The 20,690-nt window shown below is 62.9% G+C and carries 16 protein-coding genes; 9 read left to right on the plus strand and 7 right to left on the minus strand.

Annotated elements, in window-relative coordinates:
* Positions 1-47 precede the first annotated feature (47 nt).
* Complete coding sequence (locus FIV42_RS21755; protein ID WP_141199734.1) at positions 48-833, minus strand: phosphocholine cytidylyltransferase family protein; 786 nt, start codon at positions 831-833, stop codon at positions 48-50.
* A gap of 193 nt (positions 834-1,026) precedes the next feature.
* On the opposite strand from FIV42_RS21755, the gene FIV42_RS21760 reads away from it, so the two are divergent.
* The 6 genes from FIV42_RS21760 (at position 1,027) to FIV42_RS21785 (ending at position 9,049) form a co-directional block, all read left to right on the plus strand.
* Positions 1,027-1,674 (plus strand): hypothetical protein, encoded by a 648-nt coding sequence (locus FIV42_RS21760; protein WP_141199735.1) that lies wholly within the window; start codon positions 1,027-1,029, stop codon positions 1,672-1,674.
* Positions 1,675-1,889: 215 nt separating this feature from the next.
* A complete protein-coding gene (locus FIV42_RS21765; protein WP_141199736.1) occupies positions 1,890-3,299 on the plus strand; it encodes a response regulator in 1,410 nt (469 codons plus the stop codon).
* 105 nt (positions 3,300-3,404) lie between these two features.
* Entirely contained in the window at positions 3,405-6,125 is a 2,721-nt protein-coding gene (locus FIV42_RS21770; protein ID WP_141199737.1) for a S8 family serine peptidase, read from the plus strand.
* 173 nt (positions 6,126-6,298) lie between these two features.
* A complete protein-coding gene (locus FIV42_RS21775; RefSeq protein WP_174769519.1) occupies positions 6,299-6,655 on the plus strand; it encodes a hypothetical protein in 357 nt (118 codons plus the stop codon).
* Between the two features lie 43 nt (positions 6,656-6,698).
* Entirely contained in the window at positions 6,699-7,184 is a 486-nt protein-coding gene (locus tag FIV42_RS21780) for a hypothetical protein (RefSeq protein ID WP_141199738.1), read from the plus strand.
* 47 nt (positions 7,185-7,231) lie between these two features.
* The gene (locus FIV42_RS21785; RefSeq protein WP_141199739.1) at positions 7,232-9,049 is read left to right on the plus strand and encodes a TldD/PmbA family protein; all 1,818 of its coding nucleotides are present in this window, start codon (positions 7,232-7,234) and stop codon (positions 9,047-9,049) included.
* 310 nt (positions 9,050-9,359) lie between these two features.
* On the opposite strand, the gene FIV42_RS21790 is transcribed toward FIV42_RS21785, so the two are convergent.
* On the minus strand, positions 9,360-9,737 hold the full coding sequence (locus FIV42_RS21790; protein WP_141199740.1) for a cupredoxin domain-containing protein: 378 nt from the start codon (positions 9,735-9,737) through the stop codon (positions 9,360-9,362).
* Positions 9,738-9,945: 208 nt separating this feature from the next.
* On the opposite strand from FIV42_RS21790, the gene FIV42_RS21795 reads away from it, so the two are divergent.
* Positions 9,946-12,849: a bifunctional serine/threonine-protein kinase/formylglycine-generating enzyme family protein gene (locus tag FIV42_RS21795; protein ID WP_168210852.1), complete on the plus strand. Its 2,904-nt coding sequence runs from the start codon at positions 9,946-9,948 to the stop codon at positions 12,847-12,849.
* Between the two features lie 301 nt (positions 12,850-13,150).
* Here FIV42_RS21795 and FIV42_RS21800 read toward each other — a convergent pair whose 3' ends face one another.
* From FIV42_RS21800 to FIV42_RS21810, 3 genes are all read right to left on the minus strand, one after another.
* Positions 13,151-14,707, minus strand: coding sequence for a YifB family Mg chelatase-like AAA ATPase (locus tag FIV42_RS21800; protein WP_141199742.1), 1,557 nt, complete (start codon positions 14,705-14,707; stop codon positions 13,151-13,153).
* Positions 14,708-14,920: 213 nt separating this feature from the next.
* Entirely contained in the window at positions 14,921-15,730 is an 810-nt protein-coding gene (locus FIV42_RS21805) for a transporter (protein ID WP_141199743.1), read from the minus strand.
* Between the two features lie 103 nt (positions 15,731-15,833).
* Complete coding sequence (locus FIV42_RS21810; protein WP_141199744.1) at positions 15,834-16,316, minus strand: Lrp/AsnC family transcriptional regulator; 483 nt, start codon at positions 16,314-16,316, stop codon at positions 15,834-15,836.
* 135 nt (positions 16,317-16,451) lie between these two features.
* Between FIV42_RS21810 and FIV42_RS21815 the strand changes: the two genes are divergently transcribed.
* The gene (locus tag FIV42_RS21815) at positions 16,452-17,627 is read left to right on the plus strand and encodes a trans-sulfuration enzyme family protein (RefSeq protein ID WP_141199745.1); all 1,176 of its coding nucleotides are present in this window, start codon (positions 16,452-16,454) and stop codon (positions 17,625-17,627) included.
* Between the two features lie 2 nt (positions 17,628-17,629).
* Here FIV42_RS21815 and FIV42_RS21820 read toward each other — a convergent pair whose 3' ends face one another.
* Positions 17,630-18,523, minus strand: a complete 894-nt coding sequence (locus FIV42_RS21820) for a universal stress protein (protein WP_141199746.1) — start codon at positions 18,521-18,523, stop codon at positions 17,630-17,632.
* 176 nt (positions 18,524-18,699) lie between these two features.
* On the opposite strand from FIV42_RS21820, the gene FIV42_RS21825 reads away from it, so the two are divergent.
* Complete coding sequence (locus FIV42_RS21825; protein WP_141199747.1) at positions 18,700-19,377, plus strand: hypothetical protein; 678 nt, start codon at positions 18,700-18,702, stop codon at positions 19,375-19,377.
* Position 19,378: 1 nt separating this feature from the next.
* Here FIV42_RS21825 and FIV42_RS21830 read toward each other — a convergent pair whose 3' ends face one another.
* Positions 19,379-20,686, minus strand: coding sequence for an HD domain-containing protein (locus FIV42_RS21830; RefSeq protein WP_168210853.1), 1,308 nt, complete (start codon positions 20,684-20,686; stop codon positions 19,379-19,381).
* Positions 20,687-20,690 lie beyond the last annotated feature (4 nt).

Here is a 20,690-nt window from a genome sequence, read left to right on the forward strand (position 1 = left end):
CGCTGTACGACGCGCGAGGCGGATGGGGGGCCTCGCACTGCTACGCCTCACTCCCCTGAACTCCACCCAACCACCAACCTCTCCGCATGCGCCCGCGCTTCGGGCGTGTCGACGTCCTGCCACAGATGCGGCCCCACGTCCCAGAAGCAAAACGCATCCGCCGCGCACAACCTGCGCACTGCATCGGAGGTGTTGCAATCACCCCGTTCGGCCTTCTCGGCACGTAAGGCCTCGACGAAGCCGCCGCCGCACCAGAACAGCCCCACGTCGATCAGGTTGAAGACCTCGAGCTCCTTGCCGATGTCCTGGAACTCGCCGTTCGACACGGCGATTTTGTTGGCGTCGGGCATGTCGAAGATCGTGTCGAGCTTGTGGTCGACGCCGAGCATTCCTTCGATCGTGCCCGGCTCGACGGGCAAAAAGTCGCGCTCGATGCGCTCCATGAGCGCCGGGTCGAAGATGTGGTCGCTCATCGTCAACCAGAAGGGCAGGGCGCTATCGGCGCCCAGCGCCTCGACGGCCGCGTCGACCCCGGCGAGCACCGAGATGCCGTTGGAAGATTCGAAGTCGGCATTGTACGCCGCCCGAAGTTGCATCCCCTGGGGGAGGCTTCGGCTCTCGAGTGCTTCGGTCAACGCCTCGTTTTTGTAGCCGGTGACCACCGTCAGGTGCTCGACGCCAAGCCGGGCGAAATTGTCCAGGTGGTAGTCGAGCAGGCTTCGGCCACCGATCTTGGCCAAGATTTTGTGGCCCTCTTCGGGGGCCAGACGGCTTCCGAATCCGGCGGCCAAAATGACGGCGTGGGTGGTCTCGGTTTGGGCAACTGTGCTCATACTCGGCTCGGCTCGGCAATGATCTCAACCAGTGATCTCAATGGGATATATGCTGGGCGTCACCATCGCAAATGTCAGCAGTGCGGTCCAGCCCGACGACGCGCAATGAAGGGAATACAAGCGGGCAATTTGTGCGTTGGACATCACGTGGTTATACTGAAGGCAGAGGCTCCTCGCACCCAAAGGTACCGCCATGTATCAAAAGACGCCGGTGAAAGGCTTTCTCAAGGAAAGCGCTCTTTGGACTCTCTCCAATGCGCTCGGCGTAGGCGTGCCTGTGGCCGCCGTCTATATCGGCCTGCACGTGTTGATGGGCTCGCCGATGACGCGTGTGTCGATGGCGATGGCGGCGACGGCCTTGCTGACCTTGACCTGGGGAAGCTGGTCGTCGTTGGTGTGGGCCAAGAACCGCATGCTGCGCGCCTCGATGCAGATGATGACGGTGATCCCCGGCATCCTTCTGCTGCTCTTGGCCGGCTTGGGCTTCTATATCGGTCGCGGCTCGTTGCTCTTCTGGATTGCGCTTTTGGCCAACGGAGCCGGCACCATCGCCGCTTCGTTCATGCTGGCGCGCACTGTCGGAGCCACTGCCGCGAGCGACTCTCCCACCGGATACCTGACCGGTTTCGGCGTCTTCCCGCTGGTTGCCACCGGCGCTGCCGGCGGCGTGGGATACCTGTGGTACCTCTTCGTCAGCAATCCGCTGGCGACGGACTGGCGCTCGCTCTTCAGCTTCTCGTTCTTCTTCGTGACCACGTTGGCGATCGTCTTGATCTCTACGGTGGTTCCGGCCGTCACCACAGTTATCTGCCGTCAGCTGGCGGCACCCAAACAACGGTGACGACCACGCTCGCCTTTTCCACTGGAGGGGTGGCGAGCGCTGGGTTTGTTCATTAATATCAGGTGGATATTGCGAACGCGTCTGGTTGGGGCGCGTCACCGATATCATCACTCCCTAAAAAGTTTCCTTTTTCCTTTGCGAAGGGCGTTGCTCGTGTGTAGCTTGGGAAAGCTGCGCACGGTCGCTCGCGTCGAGGTTTCTGAGCGACACGTAGCATGACGACTCAAACAACCAATAGAGAGCAGGAAGTGCTCGACCACCCCTCCGACAATGCTGAGGGAGAATCTGGAGCCACGCTGACATTGGATACGGACTACGAATTGCCAGTGGTGCTCGTCGTCGATGACGAGCCTCAGATCCTCAAAGCACTGCGACGATTGCTCGCCGGGGTCGACTGTGAGGTGCGCACAGCCAGCAACGGGACCGAGGCGATCGAGGTTCTCGACTCGGAGACCGTGGCGGTGCTCATCTCTGATCAGCGTATGCCCGGGTTGAGCGGCGTGGCGCTGCTCAACTATGCGATGAAGAACCACCCCAACACCGTGCGCATCATGCTGACGGGGAACGGGGACTGGGAGACGGCGATGGAGGCGATCAACCTGGGCCAGGTGTTTCGCTTCGTGGCCAAGCCTTGGGATCACGACCAGTTCGTGCGCATCATCGAAGATGCGATCGGCCAAAACGAGTTGCTCCACTCCAAAAAGCGTTACGAGAAGCATATTCGTCAGCAGAACGCGCAGCTGCGCGAGCTCAACGACGAACTCGAAGCGCGAGTCCAACAGCGAACCCGCGAGGTGACCCAGCGCAACGAGGAGATCAGCCGGCTGTACGAGGAGCTCGAGGGCAGCTTCAACTCGACCATTCGCGCGATGCTGTCGATCATGGAGATCGGCGACATTCACATCGTCGGCCACTGTCGCAGCACCGCCGAGCGGGTGCGCAAGTTCGGCAAGCACCTGGAGCTCGACGACGAGCGTTTGCGCCATCTCGAGCGCGCCGCGCTGCTGCATTGGGTTGGCTTGATCAATGCCCCTCCGGCGATGTTCCGAAAACCGGTCAGCGACTACGATGCCGAAGAGTTGGCGACTTGGGAGTTCCACCCCACGCTAGGCCAGCAGGCCGTCGCGCGAGTTCCCGCACTCGACCCGGCCGGCAAGATCATCGTGAATTATCTACGCCGCTACGACGATCCCGCCTTCAAAGCCGATGACGGCAATTTCGATGCCGAGTTGATCGAATCTTGCTACTTCTTGAATCTCTGCAGCACCTTCGAGCGCACCCGTCGCCTCGAGCAGGAGGTCGAAGGCTTGAGCCGTGGCGCTGCCGCCGAGTGCGGACTCGCCCGGCTCCAGGCCGGCAAGGGCACCGAATTTGCGCCGAGTTTGGTCGACAAGTTCTGCTCGATGATTGCAGTGGAGTCCGGTTCCATCGAGCTGGAGCGGCAGGTGCAGCTCGACGAGCTCGAGGAGGGCATGGTCTTGTCTCGCCCCATCGAAACTGCCCAGGGCGTGCCGGTCGCACCACGCGATGTGGTGGTGACTCCCGAACTCGTCGATCGCCTCGAGCGTTTCTGCGATTCGAAGGGACTCGGCCCCATCTTCGTGCGCTCGGTGTCACGCGGCTGACATCGCGGCGTCGCCCCACCGACACCTTCATCTTCGCTCGCACCTCGTGTAAACTGGCGTCGTCTTCGACACACCACCTAACTCGAGGCGCAAACGAGGTGTTCGATGTGTACGCTGGGGCGCAGGGCAGTCCTGTTGCTGACAGGGGCGACATTGATCTGGACCCATCAGGGTCTGGCGCAAACCTCTGTCGGGACGCCGACAACGCTTCCGCCCTCGGCTGAGCGCACCGCCACCTTCGACAAACCTGTCGGCCCCAACATCGATCCCATGCTGGCGCTGCTCGAGCGCGTCTCTCGAAGAGATGTCTCCGAGCATTCGCTGTTTGCCTCCCGGACGAGCTTTGACGAGCAGGGCGTGGCCGTCTCGCTGCGCTTCGCCAGCCCTCCCTCACAAGCCGAGCTCGACCGCCTCGAGCGACTGGGCGTGCAGATCCAGCGAAACCCTAAAGGAGGGGCGTGTCGACTGGCCACGATTTGTCGGGCGTGGAGCCCGTGGCGAGCGCTGCGCGCGCTGTCGGGTGAGCAAAATATCCGGCGCGTCGAGGCGCTGTGGCAGCCGATGTTACAGTCGCCGCTGGAGGTCACCTCCGAGCTCGTCGGCGCTCGATACGCTCACTTTTCTCCCCAATTCCAAGCAGATGGCGCCAGTACCACGATTGCGCTTATCGACACCGGCGTTGATGTGCTCCATCCGGCCTTTTTTCGTGCCGATGGTGGCCTTTATGCGTGGATCGACACCAATCAAAACGGAGCGTTCGACCCGGGCGTCGACGCGGTGGACCTCGACGGTGACGGCGAGGCTTCTTTCAACGAGAAGCTTCGCGTGCTCGACGCGACCACCGTGGTCGATTTCTCGGCCTCCGAGTTCGAGAACGATGATGGGGTGCTCCAGCCGGCGCGCGATTGGCTGTACGCCGACATGAACGGTGACCGCGTGCGCAACGTGGGCTTCGACGCGGGGTTCAATGAGGAGACGCCGGCATACGGCGAGGCGATCTTCGTCGCCGATGACGCCAACCGCGACGGCGTGCTCTCACCGGACGAAAAGCTCGTGCGCCTCGCATCGTCGAAGATCGCCAAGCTCGTGACCGAAGATGGCGTGTACCTTCGCGGTCAGAACCTCATCGAGGCGGGCTCGGCGCGCGCGAGCACGTTTTTCCACGGCAGCGGATCGGCGGGCATCTTGGTAGGTGGGCAGTTGGGTTACCACGACCGCGTCGGTGTGGCGCCGCGAGCCGACTTGCACGTGTATGGGCTGGGGGCGACGCTGGTGGACGATTCGGCGCTGCCGCTGGCCTATCTCGAGGCGGCGGTCGAGGACGGCGCCGACGTGATCTTGCACGAGTGGACGAACGCGTTCACCCAGCCGTTAGACGGGTCGACGAACTTCGAGGCGGCCATGGGCCGAGCTCGAGAGGCGTCGGTCGTCCAGGTCACGCCGGCGGGCAACCTCAACCTATCGGGCAAGCACGCGCAGCGGTCGGTCGATCCCGGTGATTCGTTGGTGCTCGATTTTTTGGTCGACGAAGGATTCGAGGCTGACGGTGAAGTGCTTCCGTACAACAGCATCTTCGGGAGCATTCAGTGGCGCGGCGAGCACGAGTTGTCGTTGACCGTGGTGTCCCCTTCGGCCGGCCGGGCCGAACTCGGCACGGACGTCGACGCGGCGACGATTGGCTCGGCGCGCATCGACGTCGTCCGCCAGAGGACCACGCGTGGGACCAGCGTGGTGCAATTCTTCCTCGAGAGCACGGACGTTCAGACCCCCTTGGAGACAGGCGCGTGGAGCTTCGAGTTGGCGGGCGCCACCCAGAGCGACACCATTTACGGCCGCATTACGGACGAATACTCGAACTGGCGCCCGGGCGTGGTCTGGAAGACGCCCTCGCCGGATACCTCCACTTTGGCGTTCCCTGCGACCGCAGACGCCGCGTTGGCCGTGGCGGCGTTCGCCGGGCGTCGCGCGACGCCGATGGAGGGAGGCGCTCAGGTCGGAGAATTGCGCGACTTTTCGGGGCGCGGACCCCGGATCGACGGCAAGCAAGCCATCGACATCAGCGCGCCCGATGATCCGTTCGTGCCACTGGGCGCCACCAACGCGGTGCTCGAAGCCGGCTGGGGGCGAAGTTGGTTTACGCCTTTCGGTGGGACCAGCGGGGCCTCGCCACACGTCGCCGCCAGCGTCGCGCTGCTTCGACAGCAGCACCCCGACTGGAACGCCGGCCAGCTCGAGGAGCGCCTCTTGGTCACCGCGCAAACCGACGGTCTGCAGCCGTCGGTCGATTCCCTTCCCGACCCGGGATGGGGACACGGAAAGCTCGATCTGTACCGTGCGTTGTTCGGTGAAGCTCCTGCTGCCAACGTGGCGCCGGAGGCCGTCTTGGAGGGCGTCGAGCGTGGCAACTACGTCAAGTGGGATGCCTCACAAAGCCGCGACCCCGATGGAGACCGCCTCGAGTATCGCTTCGACGTCGACTACGACGGCATCTGGGAGACGGATTGGACCACACAGGCGACGTACCGAGCCGACGGCTCGCCGGATATTCCTCTCTGGGCCCGCGTCGAGGTGCGCGACGTCCACGGTGCGCGCCGCGGAGCCACTCGGCAGCTCGAAGGTAGCACCGGAGGTGGTGGCAGCGGTGCCGAAAGCACCGACGCGGCCGCCGTGCCCGATGCCGGAGACGTCGCCGATGCCGGCCTCGAAAACCCCTCCGACTCGTGTTGTACCGCCGCCCCCGGCTCACGCCTTCCGGCGCCCATCCATCTTCTGGTCGGCCTCGGCCTGGTGGTCGCCTGGCGCCGACGTGCTCGCCAGACGAAATGAGTTGACGTTCAGTGTCGTTTCAGATGTGGGCCGCCGACGTGCGGTGCAAATGACGCCTGCGAATCGTCCGGGGACTTTGATAGACTGCGCACGACGCAATGAGTCGCCTGCATCACCCGAACATGGACGTTCCAACACCGATGGATTTGACGCACAAAATTGTTCGACGTCTTTTGCGAGACGACGAAGTCGGCTTCAGCCGCAACCAGAACTTCGAGGCCTACGAAGACCCTCGAGTCAAGCGCGCGGTGCGCATTTTTAGGCACCTGCGAAGTGTCGAGGAAGATCTGTTGGAGGTCGAACCGGGCGGCGCCGTCGAACTCGACACCATCGAGCGTGACGAGGGTCGCGTGGTCGTGCGTTTGGTCTTCGGTGACGGCGGCGGACATCGCGTCAGCTTCTTGACGCCGTCTGAGTGGGAGCTGTTGCTCGAAAATGATCGCGTCACCGATATCTTGCGCGGTTTGCTCGACCGCGCTACCAAAGAGGCACGCGAAACCATCGAGTCGATGATGCCACCTGCCAATTAGTGGATACCCAAGTCAATTCGTGGACACCCAAGTGAGGATGATGATGGCTTTTGATTTGCTGTCGAGACGCTTCCTGCTCACCGCCCTGTTGGTGACCCTCTGCAGCGTGGGCTTGGTCGCCTGTGCGGGGCAGCAGAAGGTTCCCAAGGCTCAACCAATGCCCGCCGGCAAGAACTTCACCGGCGTGTGGTACTCCCCCCAATTCGAGCACATGCACCTTCGCCAAACCGGCGATAAGGTCAGCGGAATCTTCACTTACGAAGAGGGCGGCACCATCGAAGGCGAGGTCGATGGGAACCTGCTCGTGTTCAAGTGGATCGAGCCGGGCAGCAAGGAGAAGGCCAAGCGCACCATGAAAGGGCGCGGGTATCTGCAGCTCGTCCAAGACGGCGAGATGACCAAGCTCAAAGGCGAATGGGGTTATAACGAGCAGGCCACTGGTGGTGGCCCGTGGACGGCCGAATGGGTCCGCGAGCTCGAGCCCGAAGACCCGCTGACGCTCGAAGATTTGGAAGCGCAGCGCGATTAGACGCGGCTTCGACCAAGCTGCCCAACACCCCTAGAGGACTCCGACATATGAAGAAGTTTTCGCGAAGCTGGCGCGACCTGCGAATCGTTGTCTTGGCGCTGGCTGTCACGGTTGGCTGTGCTGCCACGCCCACGCGCGCCGATGGAGGCGCGGATGGGGCCGATTCTTCCCAGGGGCCGCAGCAACGTGCGGTCATCGTCGACGCGATGAAGGCCGAATTGGAGCGCTCCTCCAAGAAGCTGAAGCTCGACGACTACGAAGCGCCGTATTTCATCGCCTACAAAGTCGAGGACTCCGAGTCGAAGTCGGTGGGGGGCAAGTTCGGCGCGATCGTGACTGACGACGATTCGCGTAGCCGCACCGCCTACGTGGAGGTGCGCGTCGGTGATTACCAATTCGACAACTACGCTAACGTCGCCACCGAGAACTATCGCTTCTCGGAGTACGCCGCCGACCGCACGCTTCCCCTGGAGGCCGACCCCACTGCCATTCGGGGCGCGCTGTGGCTGCTGACCGATGAAACCTACAAAAAGGCGCTGAGCAGCTACTTGTCCAAAAAGGGCGGGGCGGTCTTCGAGACCAAAGAGAAGATGGAGACGCCCAGCTTCTCCAAAGAAGAGCCGTCGACCTACAAGGGCGACATCGCCGCGTTGGAGTTCGACGAGGCGAAGTGGCGAAAGGCGATCAAGAGCGTCACCAAGTCGATCCTCGACGCCGACGGATTGCTCGACGCCGACATGAGCGTGAGCGCCCGGCGCACCGTCACCTACTTCGTCAACACGGAGGGCTCGACGGTCGTGCAAGACAGCGTCATTTACTCCATCCAACTGCAGAGTTGGGCCCGCGCCGACGACGGAATGATGCTCGAGAATGCGCGCTCGTTCTACGCGCGCACTCCCGACAAACTGCCCGAGATTTCCACGGTTCGTGCCGAAGCCAAGGAGATGGTCGCCGAGCTCGAGCAGCTGCGAAAGGCGCCTGCGCTCGATCCGTACACCGGTCCGGCGATCTTGTTGCCCGAGGCCAGCGGCGTGCTCTTCCACGAGGCGATCGGCCACCGCCTCGAAGGTGAGCGTCAGCGCGACCAGGAAGAGGGCCGTACCTTCAAGGGGCGCGTGGGCGAGGAAGTCATCCCGACTTTCCTGTCGGTCTATGACGACCCGACCCTGTCGAATTGGAATGACACTCAGCTCAACGGCTACTACAAATTCGACGACGAGGGGATCCCGGCCGAGCGTGTCGAGCTGGTCGAAGATGGCGTCTTGCGAAGCTTCCTCAAGAGTCGCACGCCCATCGAAGGCTCGCTCGAGTCGAACGGCCACGGACGCGCTCAGGGCATTCAAAAGCCGATGGCGCGCATGGGCAACCTCATCGTCAAAGCCGACCCGAAGAAGGCCGTGTCGTACGACGAGCTCAAAAAGCGGCTGTTGGCCGAGGTCAAAAAGCAGAAGAAGCCCTTTGGGCTGATCATCCGCGATATCTCGGGTGGATCGACCAACACGTCGGGCTACGGCTACCAGGCCTTCAAGGGGTCGACCCGCCTCGTCTACAAGGTCGACCCGGAGACCGGCAAGGAGACGCTGGTTCGTGGCGTCGAGGTGGTGGGTACGCCTCTGACGGCGATCAACAAGATCGTCGCTGCCAGCAAGGATACCGGTGTGTTCAACGGTTATTGCGGCGCCGAGAGCGGGTATGTGCCGGTGTCGGCGGTGGCGCCGGCGCTTTTGACCACCGAGGTCGAGTTGCAGCGCACTCAGCAGTCTAAAGAGCGCTCTCCGCTGTTGCCGGCGCCGTGGAAGGCGGGCGAGGAGGAGGCAAAGAGTGACGGAGTGAAAGAGAAAGAGAGTGAAGCAGTGAAAGAGTAAAGGAGTGAAGAAGTAAAGGGGTGAAGATGTAAAGGGGTGAAGAAGTAAAGGGGTGAAGAAGTAAAGGGGTGAAGAAGTAAAGGGGTGAAGAAGTAAAAGAGTGAAGAAGTAAAAGAGTGAAGAAGTAAAGGGGTGAAGAAGTAAAGGAGTGAAAAAGTAAAAGAGAGAAGAAGTAAGAGAGTGAAGAAGTAAGAGAGTGAAGAAGTAAAGGAGTGAAGAAGTAAAAGAGTGAAGAAGTGGAAGAGTAGAAACGTAAGAAAGCCCGGCAGGCGGTCGCCTGCCGGGCTTTCTGCGTCGAACGAGTGTGAGCTTACTCGACGACGATCGTCATCTTCATCGGACGGCTGGCGAAGCGGTTGCTCACGGCAAACTCGCCGGTGGTCTCGAAGGTGTGCGAGAAGCTCTCACCGGCAGCCAGGTTCTGGTCGATGTTGAGCTGCGGGATGTTGACGTTGTGGCGATCCGGGTCCTTGTTGGTGAACTGAACCGTGGTGCCCGTCGGGATCGTCAGGGTGTTGGGGTTGAAGCGGTACTGGTAGAGCACGACTTCTTTGGCCTCGGCCTCAGCCGGTTTTTCCTTGGCGGCCTCGTCTTCCTTCTTGGCTTCCTCTCCACCACCGCAGGCGGTGAGACCGAGCGTCAGGAAGGCGGCGAGCAGGCTGAAAATCAACATCTTGGTAGTGCGCATTTACAATCCTCCAGTAGTCATTCAGTCACTAGGTCCCGCGTGCTTCTCACGAATGGGGGTGTAGCGGGCTCAGATGGTACGGCGTATACTTCGTTGCCGCTAGCCTAGACGACAAGATGCGCCTTGTAAAAGCGTCTGCGCAAAATGATTGGTCGGTTGGCTGCGAGTTGGTATGCTGGAGCAAAGCGAGTCGCTCAGGAGTCAACCGTTGGACGAGTCCCTGCACCAAAAAGTCGGTGAAGCCGCGCACGAACTCGGGTTTATCAGTCGCCATACGTTGAGCGAAGCCATGCTCGCCATCGGCAAGATCGAGGCGACGACCGGTGAGGTCGGGCTGCGGGTGTGGGCGCGGCAGGGCTGGCTCGACGAGGCGCAACTCGCCGAAGTGGTCAGCCATCTGGGGCTTCCGGTGGCAGACGGCTCTCAGGGTGCCTCGGGGATCATGAAGTTCGACGAGCTCGAGGAGTTCGTGCGCGCCGAGACGGCGTTTCTGCAAGCCGACAGCCAAGCACGTGCGGCGCACGCCTTTGTCCACGGCGACACCGAAGTGGCGCGCGCTCCGCAACAGCGAGCGGCCCAGCAGCCGGTCGAGGATCCGCCGACGATCCCGTTCAACCCCGACGACATGACCTTCGCCGAGGAGAGCGAGGCGGACAGCGACTTCGACTCGCAGATGAAGACGCTGGTCCACTCGCGCATGGCCGGGCGTGGTAGCGCCGCCGATGCGACGAGCGACGACGAGTTCGACTTGGCCTTGGCCGACACGGGACAACACCAGGTCGAGACGCCTGTCGACCTGCTCGACCCGGGCGATCGTTTTGTTCTCGGCGATGAACTCGGTCGCGGCGGCGGTGGGCGGGTGCTGCGCGTGTTCGACCGGGTGCTCGGGCGTACCGTGGCCATGAAGACGCTGCCGCCGGAGTTGCAGGCCGACCAAACGGTGCTCGCCCGGTTCATCGCCGAGGCGCAGGCAACCGGGCAGCTCGAACACCCCAATATCGTACCCATCTACGATTTCGGCGTGCTCCCCTCGGGCGAGTTTTACTACACGATGCGCGAAGTGGGGCGCCACTCGCTTCGGGAAGTACTCCAGGGCCAGAAGCTCCAGCAAGAGCGCGACGATGAGGAGTATTCGCTCGTCAAGCTGTTGTCGATTCTCGGCCAGGTCGGCCAGGCGGTGCACTACGCGCACACTCGCGGGGTGATTCACCGCGATCTGAAGCCCGACAACATCATGCTCGGTGAGTACGGAGAAGTGCTCGTCATGGACTGGGGCTTGGCTCGGGTGCTCGACCGGGAGGTGCGAACTGACTTGAGCCGTCGTGGCGGCGAGAAGCTCGACGACGGCGAAACCCTGGGGACCCCGGCATATATGCCTCCGGAGCAGGCCCGCGGCGAACACGACGAGGTCGACGAGCAGAGCGACGTCTATAGTTTGGGCGCGATTCTGTACGAAATCCTGACGCTCGAGCCGCCGTTTGTGGGGGGCGACCCCCACGAAATCATGACCAAGGTGGTCGATGGCCAGATCGTCCCGCCTTCGAAGCGCGCGCCGGCCGGCCGTGTGGTGCCCGACGAACTCGAGCGTCTCTGCATCGAGGCGATGGCGCTCGACAAGACCGAGCGCCTCGCCTCGGCCAAAGAGCTGAGCGAGCGCCTCGAGGAGTGGCTCGAGGGCATCCAGCCGCGCGAGGCACGCCGGTGCATCAAACGCGGCGACGCCGCGGCCGAGCGCTATCAAGATCTGCTGGCCGAGGGCGAAGACTACGAGCAGCGGGTTCGAGAGCTCTCCACCCAGATCGACCCGTTCGAGTCGATCACCCGAAAGCGTGCGCTGTGGCGGCTCGAAGATCACCGCGACGAGCTTCGTACCGAGGCGGTGCGTGCCTTCGGAGAGGCGGTCAACGGCTACACCCAGGCGCTGGCTCACGAGCCCGACAACGAGCGTGCCCGCCGGGGGCTGGCAGACCTCTATTACTCGCGCCTCGAGAAGGCGGAGGCGAATCGAGACGAGCTCGACACGATCTACTTTCGCACCCTCGTGCGCCAATACGATGCGGGGCGCTACGCGTCTGCCCTCGAGGCGAAGGCAAGCCTCATCGTGGGGGCCGAGCCCGACGGCGCGCAGGCCACGCTATTTCGCTACGCCGAGATCGATCGTCGGCTGATGGCCAGCGACGAAATCGAGCTGGGGGAGACGCCTGTGGAGGTCGACGAGCTGGCCGTGGGCAGTTATCTGTTGCTGCTCGAGCATCCCGAACGCGCTGCCTGTCAGGTGCCCTTGCACCTCGAGCGCGGCCGTCACGAGCACGTGCATGTGCGTCTGCCTCGCGACGAGGAGATCGAGGAGGGATTCGTGTACGTGCCCGGCGGTACGTGCACCGTCGGCGGTGATCCCAACTCGTTCGACCCGCGCGCAGCCCAAAGCGTTCACGTCGACTCGTTCTTCTGCTCCCGATTTCCAGTCACCTTCCGCGACTACCTCGAGTGGTTCAACGAGCTGTACCGCAAGGTCGGTGATGCGGCCTTGAAGCACGCCCCACAGACGCGTGACGCCGACGGCATGTTTGTGCGCTTCGATGAAAACCGCGAGCTGTGGGTGCCCGACGAAATCCTCATCGAAGGCGCCGCCCGCAAGCTCTACCCGATCGGCAAGGGCCACGAGTACGACCTGCCGGTGGTCGGAATCCGCGCCGCCGACGCCGAAGCCTATTGTGCCTGGCGCGCCAAGAGAGACGGCCGCCCCTTCCGACTGCCCACACGCGCCGAGCTCGAAAAGGCCGGCCGCGGCGTCGACGCGCGTTTTTTCCCGTGGGGCGATCGTTTCGACGCCACCTTCTGCAAAATGCGCTTCTCACGGCCCGAGGTCTCCCAACTCGAGCCCGTCGGCACCTTCGTCGACGACACGTCTCCGTACGGCGTTCGCGACCTGGCCGGAGGCGCACGCGACTGGTGCCAACCCGAAAACGACGGCGACGAAGAACGCCCCGTCTTCGGCGGCGCCTGGCTGGCCGACGAGCAAGGCTCACGCATGGCCAGCCGCCTGACCATCCTCGCCGAAGGCCGCACGGCGGGCATTGGCTTTCGGATGGTTTATTCGGCGGACGGCTGACTTCTGAGAAATCCTTTGCTTAGTTAGACGTCCCTTCCGGGGGCTTTCGCTTCGTGTGGCGTACTGGCATCCCTTGCTTCTCGCAGGGTCCCCTTCGCCTCGCAAACGACGCTCGGCACTTCCCCACGCGCTGAAAGACGCGCTGGGGAAGGGGATTGCAGGGAAGGAAAGCGTTTCAGAGGTGCAATCCCCCTCCCCAGCGCGCAGTGCAGCGCAAGGGGAGGTGGGGGCGAAGCGTAGCTGAGCCCCCGGAGGGGACCTCTCAGCAAGCAAGGGATTTCAGCGAAGGTAGCCTCTGCCTTCAAGCCGCCACGCGATCGAGATCGCGGTCGAGCGAGCGGTATTGAACCGCCTCGGCGATATGTGACGCTTCGATGGTGTCGGAGCCGTCGAGGTCGGCGATGGTGCGGGCGACCTTCAGGATGCGATCGTAGGCGCGTGCGCTCATGCCCAGGCGGTCGACGACCATCTCCATGAGGTCGTGGCCGTCGTCGTCGATCTGGCAGTGCTCGCGGAGCTCGGAGGGGCGCATCTGGGCGTTGGCGTGGACGTCGGTGCCGGCAAACCGGCTTCGTTGTACGTTGCGGGCGGCTTGCACGCGTTGCTGGACCTGGCGCGACGATTCGCCGCGGCGCTCGCCTTTGAGCTTGCGGTAGGGAACGGCGGGCACTTCGACGTGGATGTCGATGCGATCGAGCAGCGGACCGGAGATGCGCGTGCGGTAGTCGCGCACGCGGTCGTGGGCGCACGAGCAGCGCTTCTGGTCGGAGCCGAAGTAGCCGCACGGGCATGGGTTCATGGCGGCGATGAGCATGATGTTGGCGGGGTAGGTCAGCGTCATCAGGCTCCGGCTGATCGTCACGCAGCCGTCCTCGAGTGGTTGGCGCATGACCTCCAAGACGTTGCGGCGAAACTCGGGTAACTCGTCCAAGAAGAGCACGCCGTTGTGGGCCAGGCTGACCTCGCCGGGGCGAGGCACGCCGCTGCCGCCGCCGACGATGCCGACGTCGCTGATGGTGTGGTGGGGGCTTCGAAACGGCCGGCGCCGGATCAGCCCCTCCTTGGAACCCAGCTGGCCGGTGATGCTGTAGACCTTGGTCGTCTCGAGCGACTCCTCGAAGGTCATCTCCGGCAGGATGGTCGGGATGCGCTTGGCGAGCATCGACTTGCCCGAGCCGGGCGGGCCGATGAGCAGCACGTTGTGGCCGCCGGCGGCGGCGACCTCCAGCGCGCGCTTGACCGACTCCTGGCCGGCGACCTCGTTGAAGTTGACCGAGTAGCCCAGCCGGTACTCGCGCGCGGCCATCGGCTCGGCGGCGATCGGGTCGATGGGCGTGTGGCCGCGCACGTGGGCGGTGACGTCGCTCAGGTGGCGCACCGGGATGACCTCGATGTCGGAGACGACGGCCGCTTCGGGGGCGTTCTCTTCGGGCAGTACGATGCCGCGAAGCCCGTTGTCACGCGCCATGACCGCCAGGGGCAGGGCGCCCCGAATCGAGCGCACCTCCCCGTTGAGGTTGAGCTCGCCGACGAACAGGTAATCCTCCAGGGCAAACCCCTTGCGCGCGGTGGGAATCGCGCCGTAGGCCGCCAGGATGCCCACCGCCATCGGCAGGTCGAAGGCGGTGCCGTCTTTGCGGATATCGGCCGGCGCCAGGTTGATGGTGATCTTCTTTTGGGGCATCTCGTAGCCGGCGTTGTCGAGGGCCGAGGGGATGCGAAGGCGTGCCTCGCGCACCGCACCGTCGGGCAAACCAACAATGCGAAAGGCGGTCATCCCGTACGAGATGTCGACCTCGACTTCGACCATGTAGGCTTCGATTCCGAGTACGGCTCCTGCAATGATGCGTGCGAGCATGATTTTCTCCCGTTTATGTCTTCGCCCGGGCCGCTCGAGGCGCGCGGGCGTTCCTAGTGAAGTCTCACTATGGTTTTCGACAAAACGGGGCGATTCGTTGCGTCTTCGGCCCAAGAAAAGCATGAAGGTGCAGACGAAAAAAGGCCGCTCACCCCGACTCTGTGCGGGGGAGCGGCGTTTGGAAGGCTAGCCCGATCGAGCGGCGTTCTCTGTTTAGAACAATACCGAGATGCCCGTGCCCGCAAAGATCTCTTCGGCGTCGGGCACCTGCGTGCCCAGGTAGGCGTCGAGTTGGACGTAGTGGGCGACCAAATAGGTGAAGCCGGTGTCCACGAACAGGTTGAAGTCCCCGTCGGGAATCAAGGCGTAGGTTTCGATGAAGGCGCTCAGGTCGTCGGACAGACCGATGCCCAATGCTGCCGAGCCTCGCCATTCCCACTGGCGCTCGTCGAGTCCGTCCTCGAAGGTGGTCACACCGGCGTTCACCCCGAGGCCGACGTTCGCGGTGAGGTCAACCGCCGCCGCGGCGATGAATCCCCCGCCGACGTCACCTGTCTCGGTGCCGACGTCCACAAAGGGGATGACCCCAACATTGAGCTTGTCGGACAACGAGGTTGCGAACTTCGCGCCTAACGAGACTTCGCCAAAGATGATGTTGTCGTCCGCGCCGGTGATGCTCTCGTAGCTGATATCGGGCACCCCCAAGCGCAATTCAGCCCAGTCACTGACACCAAACCGAAGCAGCAGGCTAGGAGCGCTGACACTGTTGGCGTCGTAGTTTCCCGTGTGCCCGGCTGGTGCGGCCTCATCGAGCAGGTCTTGGTGGGTGTATTGAATGCCGGCTTCGAGTTGCAGGCGTAGTGCCGGCACCGTCGACGCGCTCTCGGTGAAGTCGGGGCGGTCGGTAATCAGTTCGTCGGGCCGCTTTGTCGACGCCTCAGAGCCGTCTCGAGCATGAGAGACGGCCGGGCAGAGGAGGAAGGTAAAGCTCCAGACAAATAGCAGAATCAGTGGTCTACCCATGGAGTGGCTCAATTTAGGAAGGTTGTTAGTTGCTGTTTAAGATAATAATTAGCCTTGCCTAACTATAGCCGGAGCGGCTGCAGAATCAACCGTAAACTTCGACCTACTCGTCGTCACGCTCGACCAAGTTCGGAAGCTGCCAGGTTCGTGCATGCTCGAAGATAAGGGAGGTCTCGAGCTGATCCACCTCCGGTCGCGTGGTGAATCGATCCAGGGCCAAATCGCGCAGGTGCTCCGCGTCGCGCACGGCCACGTGGATCAGAAAGTCGTGCTCCCCGGTGACATGGAACGTCGACAGGACTTCGGGCAGCGAGAGCACGTAGCTTCGAAATTCGCCCACCAAGTCCCGCGAGTGTTTCTGCAGACGCACCGCGATCATCGCCTGAAGGCGAATACCGAGCGCCTTAGGGTTGACCTGGGCGTGGTAGCCCTCCAGCACTCCTTCGTCGTGCAGCTTTCGCACACGCTCCAAGCAGGTCGACGGTGCCAGGTCCACACGGGCCGCCAATTCCTTGTTGGACAACCGCCCCTCCTCTTGGAGCGCGGCGAGGATCTCGAAGTCGATTCGGTCGAGGTTCGTTGCCATAGTTCGTTTCCGAATAAAATTCGGTAAAAGAGTGATATCGTAAAATTCTATTTCGCTGACAGCTTGGTGCTCCTAATTATATACTGATTAAGCATCATCGAAAGGAATATAATTCGGTCAACAAGCGAGGTAGGTATGGCTTCTTTCGACACACGCACCGTTCACGCCGGACGCCAAGATTTGCGCAAGCTCGGCGTGCACGCGCCGCCCATCGACCTGTCGACCACGTATCCAATCACGGGTCTCGAGGAGGCGCGCGCGAGCATCGACCGGATGATGGAGGGGGCCGAGCCGGATGAAAACCCGATCTATTCGCGGCTGCACAATCCCACCGTGGCGCGCTTCGAGGCGGGGATCGCCCAGCTCGAAGAGGCCGAGGCGGCGGTCGGGTTCGCATCGGGCATGGCTGCGATGACGGCGTGCTTGCTCGCGGCGCGACAGCGGGGTGAGCGGGTCGTCGCCGTGCGCCCGATGTACGGTGGTACGGACGGATTGCTGTCCAGCGGTCTCCTAGGCGTCGAGGTCGACTGGGCCGACGCCGAGTCCGTGGGGGCGGCGATCGGGCCGCAGACGTCTCTGGTCATCGTCGAGACACCTGCCAACCCGACCCTCCAGCTCGTCGACATCGAGCATGTCGTCGCGCAGGCCGGCGACGTGCCGGTGCTCGTCGACTCGACTTTTGCCACGCCCGTATTGCAGCAGCCGCTGCGCCACGGCGCGGCGATGGTGTTGCACAGCGGCACCAAGTTCATCGGCGGCCACGGCGACGTCATCGCCGGGGTGGTCGCCACGAGCGAAGCCTTTGCGCGTGAGCTTCGGGTGGTGCGCTCGCTTACCGGCGGTATCCTCCACCCGCGCGCGGCCTATGACCTGCACCGGGGGCTGCAAACCTTGTCGCTACGCGTGCACAAAGCTCAAGAGGGCGCACGACTGCTCGCAGGTCGCCTCCACGAGCATCGTGCCGTGGGGAGTGTGCACTATCCGGGATTTCAGGCGTGTGATCCGAAGGGACTGGTGGGCCGTCAGATGGCGGGGCCTGGCAGCATGCTCGCCTTCGAGTTGGTCGGAGGATTCGACGCGGCGCTGCGGGTCATGGAGGCGGTCGAGTTGATCACTCCGGCGGTCAGCCTCGGTTCGACCGATACGCTCATTCAGCATCCCGCCGGGTTGACCCACCGCAAAGTCGACGCCGAAGTGCGCGCATCGCATGGGATCACCGACGGGTTTTTGAGGCTGTCGGTGGGCGTCGAGGATGCCGAAGACCTGTGGCAGGAGCTTGGCGGCATCCTCGACGGTTTGTCTCGAGCGTAGTCTTAGCCTTCGTCGCTGTCAGTCGGCACCACGATAGTGGTCGCTGGGGCCGACTGCAGCACTTTCAGAAGCACGCTGCCCATGACACTGCTCACGAACGGTGAGTGCCCCGAGCGGCCGACCACGATCAGGTCCGGGTCTTCTTTGGTCACGTAATCGAGCATGCCGCGTGTCGGGTAGTCTTGGATGACCACTGTCTCGCTGTCGAGCCCCTCCAGCTCGTCCTGGTGGTCGGCGAGCATCGCCTCCATCTCCTCTTTGGCCCATTCATAGTGGCCGTCTTGGACGTACTCCTTGGGCAGGTCTTCCTCGTCGACCACCGCGATCGACGGCGCGGTGTCGGCGTGAACGACCTTGAGCTGGCCATTGGCCGTCTTGGCGAGGCGCGCCGCGAAGCTGAGCGCCTTGGCCGAGTTTTCCGAGAAGTCGACGCCCACTACGATGGTGCTCGGGTCTTCGAGCTTGCTGTGCTGGGGCTTGACGACGACCAGCGGGCAGGGCGGGTCGTTGGCCAGCGACTGGGCGACCGAGCCCAAAAAGATCTTTTTGAGGGAGCCCTTGCCCGAGGCTGAGGTGACGAGCATCGAGGCGTCGTATTCGTCGACCGTATCGGACAGTTGGACGGCCGCATGTCCGACGAGCACCTTGACCTCATCGGGCTGCGCCCCGGTGGCCTCTTCGTACCAATCGGAGACGTGCTTGCGCGCCTTTTCCATCAAGGTGGCGTCTTCGAGCACGTCGTACGCGCCCTTTGCCCAGTGCGACACGCTGATGGTGACCACGTGGGTGGCGACCACGTTCAAGCCGTGCTTTTCAGCGAACGAATGCGTCCACTCGGCCGCGCACTTTGCGTTGTCGGAGAGGTCAGTTGCCAGAACGATGCTCGAGCCCTTCATAATGCGTCCTTGGTATAATAATTCGTGCCGTGCACTGAATTTTTACTTCAGCCTACTCCAAACGTCAAAGTGTGCGCCCAACTTCGTGAGGCACGTTCGTGCGTAAAAACTGGCTGCGGGGGCTAAACTGTGGTAGTTGCTCAGAAAACGCTCTTTCTTCGATGAGTGCCGTCTTCATGCGTTTTCCCGTTGCCTTCGCCCTGATCGTCAGTTGTCTCGCCGCGGTCGTCTCGACTGGGTGCACGCTCGGCTACCGCTATCATCATCTCGACTCCGAGATCGCCAACGCGGCCGGGGCGAACGCCCAGGTCGAAGGCAGCGGACACATGGTCGAGCTCGGGATCGTTCTCGACTTTCGGTACTTCCGCGTGGGGAACCCCTATGTGGGCGCCTCGTACGAAATGGACGTCACCGATGCCGCCGGAGGCGGCGCCTACCAGTCATCGACGATCGAAACCCAGCCGTTTCGCCTCGACGTGCCCGTGGTGAGCCTGTGGAGCGAAGATGGCGGTCTGGGCTACCCGGGCACGATGGTCCACCGAAAGAGCGTCGAGTTGTGGTTGAGCGGCACGCTGCGACCGACCACGCTCCCAATGTGGTGGGCCGATGCCAGCCTCGTCTACTACCACCACGATCTGGTCGCCGTGCGCGCCTTCGGAGGCTGGGGGGCGGTGCCCTTCGAGGGGCAGACCACCCAGTTCAGCACCGAAGGCACCACCTACGAATTCTGGGAAACCACGGCCGGCGGCTACTCCGCGGGCGTCGAGTTGACGCTTGGCGCCGGCGAGCAGGCCCTCGACTTCATCAAGTACTTTATTCGCAACCAGAAAGAGGCGGGAAAGCCGCGCAAATGATTTAGGTCATTTGTTCTTTTCGCAGCAGTTCACGCAACTCGGTGGGCACGCACAGACGCAGGATTTTGTAGGAGTCGCGGCCCAGCAGGTGGACCATGTCGCTGTGATCTTCGATGGGCGCGACCTGACCATCGGAGCCGATGATCGGGATGTGGGCGCCGATGTCGCCGTGTTCGGGGTCGTAGGGCGTATAGGGCGTGTCGTAGGCGCGGTCGGTGAGCACGGCGTAGTCGGGGTCGAGGCCCATGTCGCGCGCCAGTGCGTTGGCCCGGTCGATGGTCCGAGCGATGTCGACAGCGTCTTCGACCTGCAGGTCGATCGTCTTGTAGAGGTCGCGGTCGAGCAGGCCGCCGGCGATGCGCGACAGAATCGGGTCGGGGTCGCTTCGCCACTGCTTGAGCGAGATCCACACGTCGGTGTCGTCCAAGGAGACGAACTCCTCGGTCGACAGCCGCTCACCTGCCAACAATTTGCTCAGTCGCGGGCTGGGCACGGCGCCGAACTCGTGGCCGTCGCGCTGCAGTTGTTCGGCGCGCGAGAGCACAGCCTCGAGCATCTTTTCGGCTGCGCGCACCGCTTTGTGCAGGTAGACCTGCTTGAACATGTGGAAGCGGGCCAGCAGGTAGCCTTCGACCGCTTCGCGGGCGCGGTAGCTAACGGCCAAGCGTCGGCTGACTTGGCCTTTACTCGACGTGCCCTCGTAGGTCTCGAGCATCGTCAAGATACGCTCGAAGTCGTACACCCCGATTTTGACGCCGGTGGCGAGTCCATCGCGCAGGATATAGTCGAGGCGGTCGGCGTCGAGTTGGCTCGAGACGATGTCGAGAAGGACGTGCTTTTCGGTGGGGAACTCGCGTCGAGGCCCAAAATACGCGGCCACGCGGTCCGGTAGTGAGGGGTCGATCTCACTCAGCACCGCGTGCACTTCGCTTTCGGGGTCGCTTACTAGTTGAGCGCTGTACTCCTCGTGGTGGACACGGGTGACTTTTTCGATGGCGTGGCTGAACGGGCCGTGGCCGATATCGTGCAAGAGCGCAGCGCACATCACCTCGAGGCGCTCGTCGGCGCTAAAGCCGCAATCGAGCGCGGCGAGCATGCGTCGCGCCACGTGCGCCACGCCCAAGCTGTGCACAAAGCGGGAGTGTTCGGCGCCGTGATAGACCAGGTTGGCGAAGCCGAGCTGGCGGATGCGGCGCAACCGCTGGAAGGTGCTCGTCTTCAAGAGCCGGAAAATCACCCGCTCGACTTCGTCGCTCTGGTCGAAGGCGATGATGTTGTGGACCGGGTCGCGGAACAGCTTCGGTTTCATGGGC

Origin of the sequence: Persicimonas caeni (genome assembly GCF_006517175.1) — a bacterium.
Classification (GTDB): Bacteria; Myxococcota_A; Bradymonadia; order Bradymonadales; family Bradymonadaceae; genus Persicimonas; species Persicimonas caeni.

What these genes read in the sequence shown, in the direction of transcription:
- FIV42_RS21825 (WP_141199747.1), top strand. Translation starts at nt 18,700, where the DNA reads ATGCGTTTTCCCGTTGCCTTCGCCCTGATCGTCAGTTGTCTCGCCGCG.
- FIV42_RS21815 (WP_141199745.1), top strand. Translation starts at nt 16,452, where the DNA reads ATGGCTTCTTTCGACACACGCACCGTTCACGCCGGACGCCAAGATTTG.
- FIV42_RS21755 (WP_141199734.1), bottom strand. Translation starts at nt 833, where the DNA reads ATGAGCACAGTTGCCCAAACCGAGACCACCCACGCCGTCATTTTGGCC.
- FIV42_RS21810 (WP_141199744.1), bottom strand. Translation starts at nt 16,316, where the DNA reads ATGGCAACGAACCTCGACCGAATCGACTTCGAGATCCTCGCCGCGCTC.
- FIV42_RS21780 (WP_141199738.1), top strand. Translation starts at nt 6,699, where the DNA reads ATGGCTTTTGATTTGCTGTCGAGACGCTTCCTGCTCACCGCCCTGTTG.
- FIV42_RS21805 (WP_141199743.1), bottom strand. Translation starts at nt 15,730, where the DNA reads ATGGGTAGACCACTGATTCTGCTATTTGTCTGGAGCTTTACCTTCCTC.
- FIV42_RS21765 (WP_141199736.1), top strand. Translation starts at nt 1,890, where the DNA reads ATGACGACTCAAACAACCAATAGAGAGCAGGAAGTGCTCGACCACCCC.
- FIV42_RS21820 (WP_141199746.1), bottom strand. Translation starts at nt 18,523, where the DNA reads ATGAAGGGCTCGAGCATCGTTCTGGCAACTGACCTCTCCGACAACGCA.
- FIV42_RS21800 (WP_141199742.1), bottom strand. Translation starts at nt 14,707, where the DNA reads ATGCTCGCACGCATCATTGCAGGAGCCGTACTCGGAATCGAAGCCTAC.
- FIV42_RS21830 (WP_168210853.1), bottom strand. Translation starts at nt 20,686, where the DNA reads ATGAAACCGAAGCTGTTCCGCGACCCGGTCCACAACATCATCGCCTTC.
- FIV42_RS21770 (WP_141199737.1), top strand. Translation starts at nt 3,405, where the DNA reads ATGTGTACGCTGGGGCGCAGGGCAGTCCTGTTGCTGACAGGGGCGACA.
- FIV42_RS21785 (WP_141199739.1), top strand. Translation starts at nt 7,232, where the DNA reads ATGAAGAAGTTTTCGCGAAGCTGGCGCGACCTGCGAATCGTTGTCTTG.
- FIV42_RS21760 (WP_141199735.1), top strand. Translation starts at nt 1,027, where the DNA reads ATGTATCAAAAGACGCCGGTGAAAGGCTTTCTCAAGGAAAGCGCTCTT.
- FIV42_RS21790 (WP_141199740.1), bottom strand. Translation starts at nt 9,737, where the DNA reads ATGCGCACTACCAAGATGTTGATTTTCAGCCTGCTCGCCGCCTTCCTG.